Source organism: Curtobacterium sp. MCPF17_046, assembly GCF_003224295.1.
Lineage (GTDB): Bacteria > Actinomycetota > Actinomycetes > Actinomycetales > Microbacteriaceae > Curtobacterium.
This window is the reverse complement of the sequence record NZ_QKLB01000007.1, coordinates 137,087-153,943: the sequence shown is the minus strand read 5'-3', so window position 1 is coordinate 153,943 and position 16,857 is coordinate 137,087. Positions and strand designations below refer to the sequence as shown.

Genomic DNA, 16,857 nt, shown 5'->3' with positions numbered 1-16,857 from the left:
AGATGTGTATAAGAGACAGGCTCCGGTCCCGACGCCCACCACGCCGACGCCGACCCCCACCACGCCGGCCGGGACGACGCCGACCGGGACGACGCCGACCGCCGGTGACGTGGGCACCGGCACCGGTCGGACGCCCGCCGGGACCCTTGCCTTCACCGGCAGCGACCCGACGCTCCCGCTCGGCATCGCCGGCGTGCTGCTGGCCGCGGGCCTCGGACTGACGGTCGTCGCCCGACGTCGTCGCGCAGGCCGCGTCTGACCCCGACCCCTCCCGGACGCACACGGCACCGCTCGTCCCCCGACGGGCGGTGCCGTGTGCGTCCGAGCGTCGAGGCGGGGCCGCGCCTGCCCGGGAACCGGTCCAGCGCCTCCCGGCTAGCGTCGCGGCCATGGCCGTCACCGAGATCTGGCTCGTCCGCCACGGAGAGTCCACCGCCAACGTCGCAGCAGCCCGGGCGGAGGCCGCCGGGGCCGACGTCATCGAGGTCGACCACCGGGACGCCGACGTCCCGCTGAGCCCGCTCGGCGAGGAGCAGTCGCGAGCGCTCGGAGCGGAACTCGCCGAACGCGGGGTCGACGACGTCCCGGTCGTGCTCTGGGTCTCCCCGTACCGCCGCGCGCAGCAGACGATCGGCATCGCGCTCGAGGCCGGCGGCCTCGCCGAACCCCCGCGCCGCGTCGACGAGCGACTCCGCGACCGGGAGCTCGGCGTGCTCGACCGGCTCACCCGGACCGGCTCGGCGAACCTGCACCCGGACGAGGAGCAGCGCCGGCAGTGGCTCGGCAAGTACTACCACCGACCCGCGGGCGGGGAGTCCTGGGTCGACGTCATGCTCCGGCTGCGCTCGATGCTCGCCGACGTGGACCGGCTCGACGGTGCCGACCGTCTCGTCATCGCCGCGCACGACGCCGTCGTCATGCTGGTCATCGCCGTCTGCCTCGACCTCGACGAGCCGGAGCTCATGGACTTCGCCGAGTCGCACACCGTCGCGAACGCCTCGTTGACCCGACTCCGACGCGAGGGCCTCGGGAGCCGCTGGTCCCTCGAGGAGTTCTCCGGCACCGGCCACCTCGACGAGGACCCGGGCGCCACCGTCACTGAACACGAAGGCCGGAAGGACGACGCCCGTGTCTGAACCCATCCCCGTCACCCCGAACCTGCTGCGCGAGTGGACCCTGCCGGAGGTCGGCGGGAGCAAGTACGGCCGCGGGCAGGTGCTCGTCGTCGGCGGCGCGGCCAAGACCCCCGGTGCCGCGATGCTGTCCGCGACCGCGGCGCTCCGCGTCGGTGGTGGCCGACTGACGCTCGCCGTCGCGGAGAGCGTCGCCCCGCACGTCGCCGTCGCCCTGCCCGAGTCCGGCGTGCAACCGCTGCCCCAGGACGACGACGGCCACGTCGCGGTCGGCGCGGTCGACACGCTGACGGACGACCTCGCGAGCGCGGACGCCGTGCTCGTCGGACCGGGCCTGGACGAACCCGACGGCAGCCGTGACCTCGTCGCCGGACTCGCCGCGGCGGTCGGTGACGACACCATCGTGGTGCTCGACGCCTTCGCGCTCGGTGTCGCGGCGGACCTCGTGGACGAGCTCGCGCCCCTGCGCGGACGACTCGTGATGACCCCGAACTCCGGCGAGGCGGAACGGCTCCTCGGCCGAGACTGCTCCGACGACCACACCGACGCGGCGGAGATCGCCGAGCGCTTCGGTGCCGTCGTGTCGCTCGGCGGGGTCGTCGCCGCGCCGGACGGCCGGGCGTGGGCGAAGGGCACCGGTGCCGGCGGACTCGGGACGAGCGGCAGCGGCGACGTGCTCTCCGGCGCGATCACCGGCCTGCTGGCACGCGGGGCCGACGTCGCCCAGGCCACCGTCTGGGCGACGCAGGTGCACGCGGCGGCCGGCGACCGACTGGCCGTCCAGGTCGGGCCGATGGGGTACCTGGCGAGCGAGCTGCTCGGCGAGATCCCGCGGGTCCTGGTCGAGTTCGGCGCCTGACCGGGTCACCCCCGGAGCGACGCCACCGCCCTCTCGATGCGCCGCGCGCGGGTCTCCGGTGCCTTCGCCTGCTCGACCGGGTCGACGAGCGCCCGCTTCCGCGACCCCGACAGGGTGTCGAACGCCGCACGGACCCCCGCCGCGCTGAGCGCCGCGTCGAGGTCGGCGGGCACGTCGACGCTCCGCGGCAGGGAGTCGACCTCGAGGGACACGGTCACGCTGTCCCCGGCCGCGATCCCGGCAGCCGTCCGGTGCTCTGCGGACAGCGGGACGAGGAACTCCCCTCCCATGACGCCGACCGTCGACCGGTAGGTGTACCCGCCGTCGATCGTGACGACGACCGCGGGACGCCGGCCCGACCCGAGTTCCTCGACGACCTCGGCCGGCACGGGCAGGCCGGTCCCGGTGACGCGCGCCTGCCGGACGGTCGTCGTGAACTGCATGCGGGCCTCCAGGGCGGCTCGGCGGCGTCAGCCGCGGTCTCCGGCACGCGCGTCACGCACCACTGCGGATCCCCACGACGGTACCTGCGCCGGTGGCGTTCCGCCACCGGCGCCGACCGTCAGCGCTCGAAGCGGGCAGCGACCTCGCCGGTGAGGGCCGCGTCGACCCGTCGGCGCATGTCCTCCGACATGTCCGGGAGGCTCGTGACCGGTGCCCAGAACGCCTCCGTGTTCTCACCGTCAGCCGGGTACGGGTCGCCGGAGACCCAGCGGCAGGCGAAGACGAGGTCCATGTACTGGGCGCGGTCGCCGTTCGGGTAGGTCATCGGCTCGAGCGTCCGGACCCACGCCAGGCGTTCGGCGACGGCGACGACGTCGGCCTCCTCGAGGACCTCGCGCTCGGCGGCGACGGCGGGTTCCTCGCCCGGGTCGACGATGCCGGTGACCGGGGTGAGGGCGCCGTTGTCGGCGCGGCGGACGACGAGCACCTCGCGGTCGTCGCCCTCGCCACGGGTGACGACCGCGGTGACGCCGGTGAGCCAGAGCAGGTCGTTCCCGACCTTCTCGCGCAGGGACAGGACGAAGTCGGGAGTGGGCATGCCGTCACGCTACCGACCCCACGGCGTCAGGTGCTCTGCAGCACGGTCAGGCGGTGTGGCCGCAGCCGCACGAATCGCGGACGACGAGGCGCCCGTCGAACAACTCGTGCCGACCGTCGTGTCCCGGGGTGAGGACGCGGCTGACGGCGCTGCGGGCCATGTCCTCGATCGGCTGCCGGAACGAGGTCAACCCGGGCCAGGCGTACTCGGCGTCGGACGACCCGTCGAACGAGGCGATCGCGACGTGGCCGGGTACTTCGACCCGGCGCTCGTGGAAGGCGCGGAGGACGCCGATCGCGGTCCGGTCGGACGCGATGAAGAACGCCGGGGCGGCGTCGGGGCCGCCGACCCGCAGCGCGTCCGCGATCCGCACGCCGGCATCGTGGCCGCCCCGGCGGGTCAGGTCCGCGGGCACGAACGGGCCCGGGGGGACGCCGGCCGCCGCACACGCCTCCAGCCACCCGACACGACGTGGCTCCGTCGGGTCGTCCTCGCCGACGAACCCGACCGAGCGGTGGCCGTGGTCGAGGAGGTGCGCGGTCGTGGCGACGGCGCCGGCGCGGAGGTCCGTCCCGAGGGTGTCCGCCCCGGGTTCCGGCGTCACCACGTTCAGGGTGACCCAGGGCAGACCGACCTGGTCGAGGGCCTGCCGGTCGAACGCCGTCCCGCCGGCCAGCACGAGCACGCCGTCCACCTGCCGGGACGCGAACTCGCGGAACCGCGCGAGCACGTGCTCCGGCTCGAACGAGGACGACGTCGTGTACAGGGCGTAGCCGCGCTCCCGGGCGGCGCTCTCCAACGTGCCGGCGTACTCGGCGAAGAAGGGGTTGTCGAAGACCGGGTCGGGTCCGCTCGGGACCAGGAAGACGAGCGTGCTCGCCGAGCCCGAGCGGAGCGCCCGTGCGCTGAGGTTCGGACGGTAACCGAGCTGGGCCACGGCGGCCCGGACGCGCTCCGCGGTCGCCGCGGCCACCGGGGGGCCGCCGTTCAGCGTGTAGCTGACGACCGCGTCGGACACCCCGGCGAGCTTCGCGACGTCACGCCGGGTGGGCTTCCGGGGTGCGCCGCCGGCAGCGCCTGCAGCGTCGCTCGTGCCGCCGGTGCCGCGCGTGTCCATGTGCCTCCCTCGGCTCCGCTCGTGGTCCGCCCCGGGCCCGGTGGTCACCCTACGACGCGGCCAGGCCCGCGTCGGTCACGCCGCCTCGGTGGTCGCCGGCAGGGCGGTGCCGACCGCGACCGGAGCGTCACCGAGGTCGGGGACCTGGAGGCGCTCGCCGCCGCGCAGTGCGGACTGGTACGCCACCAGGCCGGGCAGCGTGTACCGCGCGGCGACCCACGCGTTCACGGTCGGCAGGGTGCGCGTCTCGACCGCGCGGACGAAGTCGTCGACGAGGAACCGGTGGCTGCCCTCGTGGCCGTCGGGTGCGACGTCGAACTCGCGGGGCAGACGACGGGCCTCTTCCGCGTGCACCTCGGCGTGCCCGGAGCTGAAGGCCTCGCGCAGGGACGGCGCGATGTCCGCCAGGAGCGGGTCGTCCAGCCCGATCGACGGCTCCGAGGCGAGGCGGGCCGTGACGTCCTCGACGCCGTGCTTGTCCTGCCAGAGGGACGTCGTGGCGAGCTGCTCGAAGCTGCCCTCGGTGCCGAACCACCGGAAGCGGCTCTCCCGGATCGGCGACGGGTACCCCACCCGACGGAACTCGTTGATCCGCATGGAGCCGCCGCCCGCCAGTTCGAAGAGCGCGGTCATGTTCGAGAAGTCGTTGTCGAACATGCTGACCTCGGTGTCGAAGACCCCGTCGTCCTGCTCGTCGTGCACGCCGATGCAGCTGACGCTCGTGACGTGGGTCGGCAGCGCCCCGAGCACCCCGCCGATCGCGTGCGTCGGGTACCACATCGGTGGGTAGCTCGCCGTCGCCTTCCAGCCGTCACCGCCGCTGTACCGGTAGGCGTCGTAGAAGCCGAGGTCCATGTCGTGCAGGTAGTCGCCCTCGGCGTAGAACACCCGCCCGAACGCGCCGGCGTCGAGCTTCTGACGGGCGAACACCGTCGCCGGGTTGTACTGGCTCGTCTCGCCCATCATGTAGGTCAGACCGGTCCGCTCGACGATCTCGACGACCGCGCGGATCTCGTCCTCGGTCACCGCCATCGGGACCGCCGAGTACACGTGCTTGCCCGCTTCGAGGGCCCGGGTGACGATCGGCCCGTGTGTCCACCGCTGGGTGAAGACCGCCACGGCGTCGACAGCCGGGTCCGCGAGCATCGTGTCGAGGTCCGGGTACGTGCCGGCGAGTCCGAGCTCGGCGACCAGGCGCTCGGCGCGGCCCTCGATGACGTCGGTCGCGAAGACCGCGCCGACCCCCGGGTGCAGCTGGAAGAGGGAGGCGAAGTGGGCCGAGAACTGGCCGGCTCCGACGATCCCGATCGTGAACGTCATGGGGGCTCCTGAGCAGTGTCACGCCGGTCCCTCGTCGGACCGGTCGGACCCAGACTGCTGTGCGGATTTACTCGTGTCAACCCTTCCGTCACACGGCAGGTCCCTCGCTGCGCACGTCGCCGCGGGACGCCCCTGACGGGACACTGGTCATGACCAGTAGGCTGGCGGCGTGGAGATCATCATCCTGCCCACCCCGGCGGAGGTCGGTCGCGTCGCCGCGGCCAAGATCGCGTCGGTCGTCACCACGAAGCCCGCGGCGGTCGTCGGACTCGCCACCGGGTCGAGCCCGCAGGGCATCTACGCCGACCTGCGCCGCCGGGTCGAGACCGGCGAGCTGTCGTTCGCGCAGGCGCGCGGGTTCGCCCTGGACGAGTACGTCGGCATCCCGCTCGAGCATCCCGAGTCGTACGCCAGCGTCATCGCCCGCGACGTCGTCGAACCCCTCGGCTTCGACCCCACCCGGGTGCGCGTGCCGGACGGCCGCGCGGGGGACCTCGCCTTCGCCGCGAAGGAGTACGACGCCGCGATCCGCGCTGCCGGCGGGGTCGACGTGCAGATCCTCGGCATCGGGGCGAACGGGCACATCGGGTTCAACGAGCCGACGTCCTCGTTCGCGTCCCGCACCCGCATCAAGACGCTCGCGCCGTCCACGCGCGAGGCCAACGCACGGTTCTTCGACTCGCTCGACCAGGTGCCGACGCACTGCATGACGCAGGGGCTCGGCACGATCCTCGAGGCCCGCGAGCTCGTCCTCGTCGCCCAGGGCGCGGCGAAGGCGGACGCGGTCGCCGCCGCCGTCGAGGGTCCGCTGTCGTCCTTCGTGCCGGGCTCCGCGCTGCAGCTGCACGAGCACGCCACGGTCGTCGTGGACGAGGAAGCGGCCGCGGGCCTGCAGCTCGCCGACTACTACCGGTACACGTACGCGAACAAGCCGGAGTGGCAGCGGTTCGAGTAGCCCGCGGAGGTCAGCGGGCGGCGGCCAGGCGCGCGAGCCCCTCGCGCAGGGTCTCCTCCGAGCAGCCGAAGTTGAGCCGGACGTGCCCGATGCCCTGCCGCCCGAAGTCCCGCCCGTTCGACAGCGCCACCTGCGCCCGGTCCACCAGGAGCGGCGCGGGGTCGTCGCCCCACGGCAGGGTCCGCAGGTCGAGCCAGGCCAGGTACGAGGCCTGCGGCTGCCGGTACCCCGCGCCGGGCAGCGCGGCGCCGAGCTCCTCCGCGAGGACCCGGCGGTTCGCCGCCAGCTCGGCGAGCAGGGACGCCAGCCACGGGCCGCCCTCCGTGAACGCGGCGACGCTCGCGGTGTACCCGAGGATCCCGGTGCGCTCGACGACCTCGCCCGGCAGTCCGTCGAACCACCCGCGGGCACGGTCCGACGCGCCGACCATGAGGGCGCACTTCGTGCCGGCGAGGTTGAACGCCTTGCTCGCGCTCGTCAGGGCGACCCCGAGGGCCGCGGCCTCCGGGCACGAGTCGAGGAACGGCGTGAAGACGGCGTCTGCGTGCACGAGCGGGGCGTGGATCTCGTCGGACACCACCACGGCGTCCCACTCGGCGGCGAGCCGGGCGAGTGCCGCCAGGGACTCCCGGTCGTGCACGAGCCCGAGCGGGTTGTGCGGGTTGCACAGCAGCACGGTCCGGGCGCCGTCCGCGAAGGCCTGCCGCACGCCGTCCAGGTCCATCCGCCAGCCGGCCGTCGTGTCGAACGGGTCGGCCGGGCCCTCGGGGGCGAGGAGCGGCACCTCGGTGACGGACCCGCCGGCTTCGCCGACGTACTCCCAGAAGGGCGCGTACACGGGCGGCATGATGACGACCTGGTCCCCGGGCTCGATCACCCGGCGGAGTACCTCGACCGCCGCGACCGAGACGTCGGTGGTGGTCCGGACGAGGTCGGGGTCCACCGACCAGCCCCACCGGTCGGCGGCGAAGTCGGAGAAGGCCTCGGGCAGCACCCGGTGGTGCCCGACGTACCCGGTGTCGCCGTCGGTGACCGCCCGGACCAGGGCGTCCCGCACGGGTTCGGCGAGGGCGCAGTCCATCTCGGCGACGAACATCGGCAGCACCTCGGGGCCGAACGCGGTGTACTTCTCGCTCGTGCGGGTCCGGCGGGCATCGAACACGGAGACCATGACGCTCATGTCGTCATCCTCGCAGCACCTGGGTCCGGCGACCAGGGTGACCGGTCCCGGGCTCGGACGGCTCGAGGCGACCACCACGTGAACAGCCGCCGACCTCCCGGTGACGGTGGTGGCGTCCCCCGTCCGAGGGGGCTAGCGTCACGACCGTGACCCGTTCCCGCGCGCACCGTCGCCCGCTCCTCCGTCCGGTCCCGCTCGCCGCGGTTGCCACGATCGCCGCACTGCTCGGCACCGGGGCGGTGGTCGCCCCGGCCGCAGCCAGCCCGGGGACCGCAGCGTCCGGGGCGGGCGTGACCACGGCCTCCCGGCACGGAGCCGACCCGGCGGCGTCTGTCGACCCGTTCATCGGGACCGACCACGACGGCAACACCTGGCCCGGAGCCACCGCACCGTTCGGCATGCTCCAGTGGAGCCCGACGGGCACGAAGGGCGACCAGACCTCCACCCCGGTCGCGAACGGCTACTCGTACGACGTCAACCGGCTGCGCGGGTTCAGCCTCACGCACCTCAACGGCGCCGGCTGCGCTCCGGGTGCCGCGGGCGACGTGCCGATCATGCCGGTCACGACGCCCGTCACGACCTCGCCCTCCGCGGACTCGACCGACGCCGTCTACGCCGCCGGGTACTCGCACGACCAGGAGCACGCCAGCCCCGGCCGCTACGGCGTCACGCTCGACAACGGCGTCAGCACCGACCTCGCCGTGACCACCCGCGCCGGCATCGGCGAGTTCACGTTCCCGGCCGGGCAGGACGCCAACCTGCTCTTCCGCACGTCGAACTCGATCAACGGCAGCGAGGCCGCCGACACCCGTGTCGACGCCCGCACCCGCACGGTCAGCGGCAGCGTCCTGACCGGCGGCTTCTGCAGCCGCCGCGCGAACGGCGGCGGCGCGACGAACCCCGACCGGCGCAGCTACTACCGCCTGTTCTTCACGGCCACCTTCGACAAGCCGTTCACGAGCACCGGCACCTGGAAGGACGGTGCCGTCCAGCCGGGAGGCACGCGCGCCTCCGGCGGGGAGGGGTACCTCACCGGCGCCGACCGGGCCGGACGCGGCTCCGGCGCGTGGGTCGGGTTCGACGCGCGTCGCGGTGCGACCGTGCACGCGAAGATCGGCATCTCGTACGTCAGCGCCGCCGGCGCCGTCGCGAACCGTGACGCCGAGGTGCGGAAGCACGCCACCGTCGCCAGCGTGGCGGCCGACACCCGCGCCTCCTGGAACCGCGAACTCTCGCGCATCCGGGTCGGCGGCGGCACCGCGGACCGCACCACGCAGCTCTACACGGCCGTGTACCACGCACTCATGCAGCCGAACACGCTGAACGACCGCGACGGACGGTACCTCGGGCCGGACATGCGGGTGCACCGGATCGACCGCGGACACCGCGCCGTCTACGGCACGTACTCCGGATGGGACCAGTACCGGGCGCAGATCCAGCTGCTCGCGCTGTTGCGGCCGGACGTCGCCGGGGACATGGCGCAGTCGATGCTGCGGTTCGCCGAGCAGAACGGCGGCGTGTGGGACCGGTGGCTGCACCTCGGCGCACCGACCCACGTGATGACCGGCGACCCCTCGGCCGCGACCCTCGCCACCTGGTACGCCATGGGCGTCCGCAACTTCGACGTCCGTGCGGCCTACGCCTCGCTCCGCAAGCAAGCGACCGTCGAGAACGCCGACGCCGAGAGCGACATCGGGTGCCCGGGCCAGTGCCTGGCGCAGCGGCCCGCGCTCGACGAGTACCTGCAGCGGCACTACGCCGCGAACGACGACTGCTCGTGCTGGGGCGGCGCGGCCGAGACGCTCGAGGACTCCATCTCCGACAGCGCCCTCGGGTACTGGGCGTCGTCGCTCGGGCTGCGCTCCGACGCCCGGATGTTCGCCGCCCGGGGCGAGTACTGGGAGAACACGTTCAACGCGGCCGTCGGGTACCAGGCCGCGCGCCAGGCCGACGGGTCGTGGACGCCCGGGTGGTCGCCGTCGACCGGCACCGGTTTCGCGCAGGGGACGAGCGCGCAGTACACGTGGCTCGTGCCGCAGGACGTCAGCGGGCTGTCGTCCGCCCTCGGTGGGGACGGCGCCGCGGTCGCCCGGCTCGACGCGTTCTTCCACGACGCCTCGGGCAACTGGGCCGTGACCGGTGGCGACGCGACGCGGTTCGACCCGACCAACGAGCCCGACATCCACACGCCGTGGATGTACAACGCACTCGGGCAGCCCTGGAAGACGCAGGAGACCGTGCGCCGCGTCGTCGACGACGCCTACCGCACCGGGCCGAGCGGCCTGCCGGGCAACGACGACCTCGGCACGATGAGCGCCTGGTACGTCTTCGCCTCCATCGGTCTGTTCCCGCAGACGCCCGGCCGGGCCGAGATGCTCATCGGGAGCCCGACGTTCAGCACCGTCGACATCCGGCGGTCGAGCGGGCAGCGGATCGTGATCCGGTCCTCGGGGACGGAGCAGTACGTGCAGGGCGCGCGGCTCGACGGGAAGACCCTCACGAAGTCGTGGGTGCCGGCATCGTTCGTCAACCGGGGCGGCACGCTGTCGCTCCGTGTCGGTGACACCGCCGACACGACGTGGGCGACCGCGGAGCGCGACCGGCCGCGCGACCGGTGAGGCGGCGCCAGCTGACGCACGCCGGGGGGCCTGCGGCCAGCGGCACCACCGGGCAGTCCGACCACGCCGTCCCGATCCGGTGGTACGAGGCGTCCCCCGCCCGGACCGCGGACACCCCGACGCTCCTCTGGCTCCACGGCGGCGGGTTCTTCCGGGGCGGGCTCGACCGGCCCGAGGCGCACGCGGTCGCGCAGGAACTGGCCCGGCTCGGCGTCCCGGTGGCCACGGTGGACCACCGCCTGGCGCCGGTCCCCGGCCTGGCATGGGTCCGGCAGCGGGCGGGGCGTCCCCGGGTGCGGTTCCCGCTGCCCCTCGACGACGTGCTGCAGGCGTACCGGACGGTCGCCGCCCGGTCCCCGGACGGCGTGGTCCTCGGCGGCGCGAGTGCCGGAGCGTGCCTGGCGCCGCCGCGACGCTCCGCGCACTCGACGACGGGTCCTCCCCGCCGGCCGGAGCGGTGTTCGCCTACGGGTTCTTCCACCCGGTCCACCCCCGACACCACGACGCGCGGCGGCGCTCGCGTCGGCACCGGCGGATCACCCACGCGCCGTGGGCGTTGGACCTGATGAACCGCAACTACGTCGGTCGGGGCGGTGGGCTGTCGGACCGCTTCGCCTTCCCCGGCGGCCACGACGTCGGGGGGTTCCCGCGGGCGCTGTTCATCAACGCCGAGCACGACAACATGGCGGCCTCGGGTGACCTCTTCGCGGCGGAGCTCGGTGCCGCCGGTGTCGACGTGGCACACCACGTCCTGCCGGGTACCCGTCATGCGTTCCTGAACCGTCCGGCGCTGACGGAGTTCTCGACGGCCACGGCGATGATCGCGTCGTGGATCCACGGGACGGCGGGGCCAGCCGACCGCTGAGGGCGGCCGGACCAGGTCCTGGGCTCAGCGCTCGGGCATGCCGCTCGCACCGGACGGCGTGACCCAGACGAGCGAGGACACGACCTGCCGACCCATGGACCGGGCGTTCGCCAGGGACGCACGGTTGCCGGGGTGGATGTGGCCCCAGAGGACGTCCGTCGGGCTGGCCGGGAGCGCGCGGGCCAGGTGCTGCCCGGTCGCCGTCCCGAGACCTCGACCCCGGTGACCGGCGTCGAGCACGATCTCCTGCACGCTGAACCCGGTCAGCCCGTACGAGTCGTCCCGCTCGGCGGCGACCACGCCGGCCACGGTGGCCGCCACGACGACCTCGAACAGGAGGCCCTGCTCGTCCGCTCCGGCAAGGGACTCCGCGTCGGCCGGTGTCGCCCAGTCGGCGGAGGCCGGCTGGTCGGCGATGCGTTCCCGGCAGACCGAGGCGACCAGTCCGGCGGCGTCCTCGGGGCTCGTCCGGACGAGCGTCACGTCCTCGTACCGACGGGTCGGCGGCTGCGCGCTGATCTCGTCGACCCCGCCAGCGACGACCAGCAGGTCTGCGCGCAGCGTGGCACCACGCGGGGTGGCAGCAGCGGCGCCGGGCGTCGAGACGTCGCCCGGCAGGTGGACCCGCAGACACCGGGGTGCGAACGCGGCGTAGTGGTCCATGAGAACGGCGAGGTCGTCGAGGCCCGCTGCGTCCGGCGTCGCCGTCGTCGCGATGACGTCGACGAAGGGTTTCTCGACGTCGCGCCCGCGGAACCGGATGCCGGCGACGGCCCATCCGTCGCCCGGCAGGTCCATCCGCCGGTTGGCCCAAGCGAGGGGATCAGCCACGGGCAGCCCGACGGCGTCCCGCACCATCGCGCCCCACGCGGCGTCCCCGACGAGGTCGAGGGCCGGTCCGACCCACCCCGCGAGCGCGTCCCGCCAGGCAGGGTCCCGGTCCTTCGTCGTGTCCGGTGTCCAGGTGCCGAGGGCGTCCACGACGTCGGAGTGGTCCATTGCCACACTCTACGAGCGGCCCGAAGTCCGAGCGCCCGCTACCCGGCGAGCCGCTACCCGGCGACGCGGTCGACGGCGTCGAGGACCTCCGCCACCTCGGTGCGGGTCGTGTAGTCGACGTGCACGTCGGCGAACCGGACGACCCGGTCGCCGTCGACGACGAACACCGACGGGAACGGGATCTGCGCCGTGTGGTCGGCGTTGCTGTCGGCGACGTCGAAGCCGAGCTGCGTGTGCGCCTCCCGCGCGGGCCCGTCCGGCTCGGTGACGATGCCGAGCTGCGCGGCCAGGGCGTTCGCCGGGTCCGACAGGACGGGGAACGCCAGCTCGCCGTTCGCGATCGCCTGCTCCGAGCCCTCGGGCGTCTGCGGCGAGATCGCGACGAGCCGGACCCCGCGGGCGGTGAGTTCCGGCAGCAGGTCCTGCTGGTAGGTGCGGAGCGTCAGGTTGCAGTACGGGCACCAGGCGCCGCGGTAGAACACCACGACGGCGGGGGCGCCGTCGAGCTCGGCGGCCAGTGACGTGTCGGCCCCGGTCGCCGTCAGCAGCGCGGCGTCGGGGACGGTGTCGCCCACGCCGGCGGCGGTGCTCGGCACGCCCGCTGCACGGAGGGCCGCCTGCTCCCGGTCGAACACCGCGCTCAGGTCGGGGCCGATCTGGGCGGTGAAGCCCTCGTTGAACGTGTCGACCTGTTCGGCGATGGACTGCTCGGGCATCGGTGCTCCTCCGGGTGGCGGCGGTGGGTCCGCCGGTGCAGGGAGCCTATGCACCGCAATCGGCCACGTCGTGGTCGTGCGTCACGAGCCGTCACGGAACCGCACCGACCACCCGACGGGACGGGGAGCTCGGCCCCGCGTAGCCGCTGAGGGGTGATGGCCCCCGAAGTGGGTCCAGGGCATTCGCCGAGCGACCTCCATACTTGCGGGGCCCTCACCTTTTAGGAGTGTCATGCCCACGCGAACCCCCTCTCGGTCGCCGTCTCCGCGGCGTCGAATCGTGCCCGTCTCGACCTGGATCGGCGGCAGCGGCACCGTCCTCCTGGCCCTGCTCGGCCTCGCATCGGGCGGCGTCTGGTCGATGGTGGTGATGGTCGCGATCGTCGTCCTCCTCACCATGGTCTACGGGGTCCTCTTCCGGCGGCACACCTGGCTCCGGCTCCCGCGGAAGCGTGCTGCAGCGGCACTGGGGGCGGGCGTCGCGTTCGTCGTCCTGATCGGATCGTCGGCGGCCTTCGGGGCGACACATCCGACCCTTCCGTCGTCGGGCCGACCAGCCGCAGCGGTCGCGACGGCACCGGCGCACACAAGGGCCGTCCCTGCGCCGACGCGGACGAGCACGCCCACGCCCACGCCCACCCACACCCCGACGCCGACGCCGACCCCGGTGGTCACGACGAAGACCGTCACCGAGACGGCCCCGGTGCCGTTCACCTCGACGACCGTCGAGAGTGCGACGACGGCGGCAGGCACGTCGTCCGTCACCACGGCGGGAGTCGACGGACTCGAGACGAAGACGTTCACCGTCACGTACACCGACGGAGTCGAGACCGGGCGGAGCCTCACGAGCACGGTGGTCACCACACCGCCGGTCGGGCAGGTCACCACCGTCGGCACCTATGTTGCCCCGCCGCCACCCGCACCCGCACCGGCAGCGACCTGCACCAACGGTAGCTACGTGAACAGTGCGGGCGCGACCGTCTGCCGTCCGGAGGTGTCGTCCAGCGCGCCGAGCGGGGCGACGGCGAAGTGCGTCGACGGGAACTACAGCTTCAGCCAGTCGCGACGTGGAACCTGCTCGGGGCACGGGGGCGTGGCCGCCTGGTTGTGAGACGACCGCACGGGTCGCTGGATGATGGCGGACGGCGGTCCGCCGATGTCGTCAACGGACGGCGCCGAGAACGCCAGCCCCTGCGATGCGGTACGTCGGAACTGTCGTACGCGCCGCGGGTCATTCCGGGAGGACGGTCGACCCGCCGGGACGGGAGGCTCAGCGCTGTCCCACCGGACGCACGACGATCTCGTTCGCGTCGACGTCGGGCCGCTCGTCCACCGCGTAGGCGACCGCACGGGCGATCGCGTCGGCCAGGACGCACTCCGCGCGGTACGCCACCATCGCGGCGGCGGCCGATGGGTCGGTGATGGTCGAGGCGAGCTCCGAGTCCGTCACCCCGGGGGACACGGTGGTCACGCGGACGGAGCGCGGGGACTCCTGCCGGTGGCCCTCCGTGATGGCCCGGGCCGCGTACTTCGTGCCGCAGTAGACGGCTGCCGTCGGCGAGACCTCGAAGGCGCCGACGGACGCGATGGTCACGACGTGACCGGTGCCCTGGTCGAGCATGGTGGGCAGGGTCGCGGCGATGCTGTGCAGGAGACCGCGCACGTTGACGTCGATCGTCCGGTCCCACTCGTCGACCAGGCCCGCTGCCAACGGCGACAGGGGCATGACACCGGCGTTGGCCACCAGCACGTCGATGCGTCCGAACCGCGCGAGTGCGGCCGTGGCGAAGTGGCGGGCCGAGGCGGCGTCGGTCATGTCGAGGGGGACCGCGAGCGCCTGCCCTCCGGCTGCCTCGATCTCGGGCACGAGGGTGGCGAGGCGATCGGTCCGTCGGGCGCCCAGCACGACGGGGTGGCCGGCGGCGGCGAGGCGGAGCGCTGTGGCCGGCCCGCGCAACTCCTCGACTCCTGGTCGGCGCAGCCTGCCTTCGTGATCAACCCGGCGCACGACGTCCTCGCCGCGAACGCGCTCGCCCGCGCGGTATACGCGCCGTTCGGTGAGCTCGACAACCTCGTCCGGATGACCTTCCTCGAGCCGGCGGCCCGGCGCTTCCACGTCGACTGGGCACGGACCGCCGACTCGACCGTGGCGAGTCTCCGGGCGGCGACGACGGGGTTCGAGGCCGACCCCCGGCTGCTGAGCGTGGTGGAGTCGGTGCGCGAGCGGAGTCCGGAGTTCGAGGAGCGGTGGCGAGCGCAGCGCGTCCAGCGGAAGACAGCGACCGTCAAGCAGTTCCTGCACGACGAGGTCGGACGGTTGGAGTTCGACGCGCACTCCTTCGCCGTCCTGAGTGCGCCGGGCCTGCAGCTCGTCGTCTACGGGGTCGAACCGGGGTCGGCGACGGCACGGGTCATCCCGCTGCTCTCCGTGGGCATGACGGCGAGGACCCCGGCGCGGCGGTAGCGTCCCCGCCGACCGTCAGCGCAGTTCGCGCCCGCCGCCCCACACCCGCCGCACCTCGTGCGTCGGCGACAGCGCGACGAGGTCCGCCGCGTACCCCGACGCGAGTCGGCCGAGCCGGTCCCCGAGCCCGATCGCCGCGGCCGGGGTGCTCGTGAGCGCCGCCACGGCCTCGGGCAGCGTCCGCCCGGCGAGGGTCACGGCGTTCCGGAGTGCGACGTCCTGCGTCAGGGTCGACCCTGCGATGGTGTCCGTCCCGGCCACGCGCGCGACCCCGTCCGTCACGGTGACGTCGAGGGACCCGAGGCGGTAGTCGCCGTCAGCCGCTCCCGCCGCACCCATCGCGTCGGTGATGAGCGCGACCCGACCCGGGGCCGCGCGGAACAGCGTCTCGGCGACGAGGGGGTGCACGTGGACCGCGTCCAGGATCAGCTCGAGCGTGACCCGGTCGTCCGACACCGCCGCCCCGATCGGCCCCGGCGCACGGTGGTGCAGCCCGGGCATCGCGTTGAAGGCGTGCGTCAGGACGGTCGCGCCGGTGTCGAACGCGGCACGCGCCTGGTCGAGCGTCCCCACGGTGTGTCCGACCGCGACCGTGACGCCGGCGGCGACGAACCGGCGGACGGCGTCGATCGCTCCCGGCAGCTCGGGCGCGATGGTGATCTGCCGGAGGACGCCCTCGCCGGCCTCGAGCAGGGTGTCGACGTCCGCCGGGGTCGGCGTGAGGAGGTGGTCCTCGTTGTGGGCGCCCTTGTTGTGCGGGGAGAGGAACGGCCCCTCCAGGTGGACGCCGAGCACGAGCGGATCCGTCGCCATCACGGTACGCACCTGCGCCAGCGACGCGACCAACGCGGGCAGGGGGTTCGCGACGAGCGACAGGACCGACCGGGTGGTGCCGTGCGCGCGGTGCACCGCCAGGGCCCGGGTGAAGGACTCGTCCTCGTAGGCCTCGGTCGCGCCGCCGTGCCCGTGCAGGTCCGTGAAGCCGGGCGTCAGGACCGCGTCGTCGAGGTCGACGACCTCCTCCGCCGCGGGTGCGGTTCCGGACCCGACCTGGAGGATCGTGTCGCCGCCGACGAGCACCCATCCGTCCTCGACGGACCCGGCCACGTCGACCAGGCGGGCGGCGCGCAACAGCGTGGTCCGGGCCTCCACGCGGTCCCCGCGGCCTGCGTCGGTCATGCGGTCTCCCGCCGGAACGCGACCACGCCGCTGACCGCAGCGACGACGACGAACACGAGCCCGACGACGGGGTGGCCGAGCGAGATCCAGGTGGCACCAGCGGCGACGACGAGGGCGGTCTCGACGACGGTCTTCCCGACCACGTCGGTCTCGATCGGGGAGCGCGGTGACCGGAAGAAGTACCAGACGACGGCCGCGAAGAGCGGGGCGCCGACGATGAAGAACACCGCCGGGAACGGGTACGGCCACGACAGGTAGCCCCAGTACGCCAGGGACAGCAGGCCGAAGGCACACACCAGGAACCGGAGGACGGTCCAGACGTCCACCGGGGGATGCGGCGTGGGGGCCGAGGCGGGCACGGGGTCGTCGCCAGGGTCGACCGGACTGCGGGGAGCGTCGCGCATCGGCGG

The 16,857-nt window shown here is 73.8% G+C and carries 18 protein-coding genes; 8 read left to right on the top strand and 10 right to left on the bottom strand.

The window, feature by feature from the left end:
- The 3 genes from DEJ32_RS08815 to DEJ32_RS08805 all read left to right on the top strand — a co-directional run.
- On the top strand, positions 1 to 259 hold a 259-nt coding region (locus tag DEJ32_RS08815; RefSeq protein ID WP_146234113.1), incomplete at its 5' end, for an LPXTG cell wall anchor domain-containing protein.
- Positions 260 to 389: 130 nt separating this feature from the next.
- The gene (locus DEJ32_RS08810) at positions 390 to 1,136 is read left to right on the top strand and encodes a histidine phosphatase family protein (protein WP_110824162.1); all 747 of its coding nucleotides are present in this window, start codon (positions 390 to 392) and stop codon (positions 1,134 to 1,136) included.
- The gene (locus tag DEJ32_RS08805; protein ID WP_110900988.1) at positions 1,129 to 1,992 is read left to right on the top strand and encodes an NAD(P)H-hydrate dehydratase; all 864 of its coding nucleotides are present in this window, start codon (positions 1,129 to 1,131) and stop codon (positions 1,990 to 1,992) included. The genes DEJ32_RS08810 and DEJ32_RS08805 overlap by 8 nt, the downstream gene beginning before the upstream one ends.
- A gap of 5 nt (positions 1,993 to 1,997) precedes the next feature.
- On the opposite strand, the gene DEJ32_RS08800 is transcribed toward DEJ32_RS08805, so the two are convergent.
- From DEJ32_RS08800 to DEJ32_RS08785, 4 genes are all read right to left on the bottom strand, one after another.
- Entirely contained in the window at positions 1,998 to 2,435 is a 438-nt protein-coding gene (locus tag DEJ32_RS08800; protein WP_110900987.1) for a YdeI/OmpD-associated family protein, read from the bottom strand.
- Positions 2,436 to 2,554: 119 nt separating this feature from the next.
- Positions 2,555 to 3,034 carry an NUDIX domain-containing protein gene (locus tag DEJ32_RS08795; RefSeq protein WP_110900986.1) on the bottom strand — a complete coding sequence of 160 codons (480 nt, stop codon included), beginning with the start codon at positions 3,032 to 3,034 and terminating at the stop codon, positions 2,555 to 2,557.
- A gap of 46 nt (positions 3,035 to 3,080) precedes the next feature.
- A complete protein-coding gene (locus DEJ32_RS08790) occupies positions 3,081 to 4,151 on the bottom strand; it encodes a LacI family DNA-binding transcriptional regulator (protein WP_110900985.1) in 1,071 nt (356 codons plus the stop codon).
- 75 nt (positions 4,152 to 4,226) lie between these two features.
- Positions 4,227 to 5,471, bottom strand: a complete 1,245-nt coding sequence (locus DEJ32_RS08785; RefSeq protein ID WP_110900984.1) for a Gfo/Idh/MocA family protein — start codon at positions 5,469 to 5,471, stop codon at positions 4,227 to 4,229.
- A gap of 169 nt (positions 5,472 to 5,640) precedes the next feature.
- Here DEJ32_RS08785 and nagB point away from each other — a divergent pair, with 169 nt between their 5' ends.
- Positions 5,641 to 6,426, top strand: coding sequence for a glucosamine-6-phosphate deaminase (gene nagB / locus DEJ32_RS08780; protein ID WP_110900983.1), 786 nt, complete (start codon positions 5,641 to 5,643; stop codon positions 6,424 to 6,426).
- A gap of 10 nt (positions 6,427 to 6,436) precedes the next feature.
- Here the strand turns inward: nagB and DEJ32_RS08775 are convergent, their stop codons facing one another.
- The gene (locus DEJ32_RS08775) at positions 6,437 to 7,606 is read right to left on the bottom strand and encodes a MalY/PatB family protein (RefSeq protein WP_110900982.1); all 1,170 of its coding nucleotides are present in this window, start codon (positions 7,604 to 7,606) and stop codon (positions 6,437 to 6,439) included.
- A 146-nt stretch (positions 7,607 to 7,752) separates the two neighbouring features.
- Between DEJ32_RS08775 and DEJ32_RS08770 the strand changes: the two genes are divergently transcribed.
- Together DEJ32_RS08770 and DEJ32_RS16490 are read left to right on the top strand one after the other, a co-directional pair.
- Entirely contained in the window at positions 7,753 to 10,224 is a 2,472-nt protein-coding gene (locus DEJ32_RS08770; RefSeq protein ID WP_220033006.1) for a GH92 family glycosyl hydrolase, read from the top strand.
- 394 nt (positions 10,225 to 10,618) lie between these two features.
- A complete protein-coding gene (locus DEJ32_RS16490; protein WP_258368954.1) occupies positions 10,619 to 11,089 on the top strand; it encodes an alpha/beta hydrolase in 471 nt (156 codons plus the stop codon).
- Between the two features lie 24 nt (positions 11,090 to 11,113).
- Here DEJ32_RS16490 and DEJ32_RS08755 read toward each other — a convergent pair whose 3' ends face one another.
- Both DEJ32_RS08755 and DEJ32_RS08750 read right to left on the bottom strand, forming a co-directional pair.
- On the bottom strand, positions 11,114 to 12,088 hold the full coding sequence (locus tag DEJ32_RS08755; RefSeq protein ID WP_110900979.1) for a hypothetical protein: 975 nt from the start codon (positions 12,086 to 12,088) through the stop codon (positions 11,114 to 11,116).
- Between the two features lie 53 nt (positions 12,089 to 12,141).
- On the bottom strand, positions 12,142 to 12,804 hold the full coding sequence (locus tag DEJ32_RS08750; RefSeq protein WP_110900978.1) for a peroxiredoxin-like family protein: 663 nt from the start codon (positions 12,802 to 12,804) through the stop codon (positions 12,142 to 12,144).
- A 280-nt stretch (positions 12,805 to 13,084) separates the two neighbouring features.
- Here DEJ32_RS08750 and DEJ32_RS16205 point away from each other — a divergent pair, with 280 nt between their 5' ends.
- Entirely contained in the window at positions 13,085 to 13,915 is an 831-nt protein-coding gene (locus DEJ32_RS16205) for a DUF3761 domain-containing protein (protein ID WP_258368953.1), read from the top strand.
- Between the two features lie 159 nt (positions 13,916 to 14,074).
- On the opposite strand, the gene DEJ32_RS08735 is transcribed toward DEJ32_RS16205, so the two are convergent.
- Positions 14,075 to 14,761: an SDR family oxidoreductase gene (locus DEJ32_RS08735; RefSeq protein WP_220033005.1), complete on the bottom strand. Its 687-nt coding sequence runs from the start codon at positions 14,759 to 14,761 to the stop codon at positions 14,075 to 14,077.
- 33 nt (positions 14,762 to 14,794) lie between these two features.
- Between DEJ32_RS08735 and DEJ32_RS08730 the strand changes: the two genes are divergently transcribed.
- On the top strand, positions 14,795 to 15,268 hold the full coding sequence (locus DEJ32_RS08730) for a hypothetical protein (protein ID WP_146234112.1): 474 nt from the start codon (positions 14,795 to 14,797) through the stop codon (positions 15,266 to 15,268).
- A 15-nt stretch (positions 15,269 to 15,283) separates the two neighbouring features.
- Here the strand turns inward: DEJ32_RS08730 and nagA are convergent, their stop codons facing one another.
- Entirely contained in the window at positions 15,284 to 16,447 is a 1,164-nt protein-coding gene (nagA, locus tag DEJ32_RS08725) for an N-acetylglucosamine-6-phosphate deacetylase (protein ID WP_110900974.1), read from the bottom strand.
- The gene (locus DEJ32_RS08720) at positions 16,444 to 16,851 is read right to left on the bottom strand and encodes a YrdB family protein (RefSeq protein ID WP_110900973.1); all 408 of its coding nucleotides are present in this window, start codon (positions 16,849 to 16,851) and stop codon (positions 16,444 to 16,446) included. The genes nagA and DEJ32_RS08720 overlap by 4 nt, the downstream gene beginning before the upstream one ends.
- Positions 16,852 to 16,857: the final 6 nt, after the last annotated feature.

Coding starts and splice junctions, on each gene's coding strand:
- DEJ32_RS08810 (WP_110824162.1), top strand. CDS start 390: ATGGCCGTCACCGAGATCTGGCTCGTCCGCCACGGAGAGTCCACCGCC.
- DEJ32_RS08800 (WP_110900987.1), bottom strand. CDS start 2,435: ATGCAGTTCACGACGACCGTCCGGCAGGCGCGCGTCACCGGGACCGGC.
- DEJ32_RS08795 (WP_110900986.1), bottom strand. CDS start 3,034: ATGCCCACTCCCGACTTCGTCCTGTCCCTGCGCGAGAAGGTCGGGAAC.
- DEJ32_RS08790 (WP_110900985.1), bottom strand. CDS start 4,151: ATGGACACGCGCGGCACCGGCGGCACGAGCGACGCTGCAGGCGCTGCC.
- DEJ32_RS08785 (WP_110900984.1), bottom strand. CDS start 5,471: ATGACGTTCACGATCGGGATCGTCGGAGCCGGCCAGTTCTCGGCCCAC.
- DEJ32_RS08775 (WP_110900982.1), bottom strand. CDS start 7,606: ATGAGCGTCATGGTCTCCGTGTTCGATGCCCGCCGGACCCGCACGAGC.
- DEJ32_RS08755 (WP_110900979.1), bottom strand. CDS start 12,088: ATGGACCACTCCGACGTCGTGGACGCCCTCGGCACCTGGACACCGGAC.
- DEJ32_RS08750 (WP_110900978.1), bottom strand. CDS start 12,804: ATGCCCGAGCAGTCCATCGCCGAACAGGTCGACACGTTCAACGAGGGC.
- nagA (WP_110900974.1), bottom strand. CDS start 16,447: ATGACCGACGCAGGCCGCGGGGACCGCGTGGAGGCCCGGACCACGCTG.
- DEJ32_RS08720 (WP_110900973.1), bottom strand. CDS start 16,851: ATGCGCGACGCTCCCCGCAGTCCGGTCGACCCTGGCGACGACCCCGTG.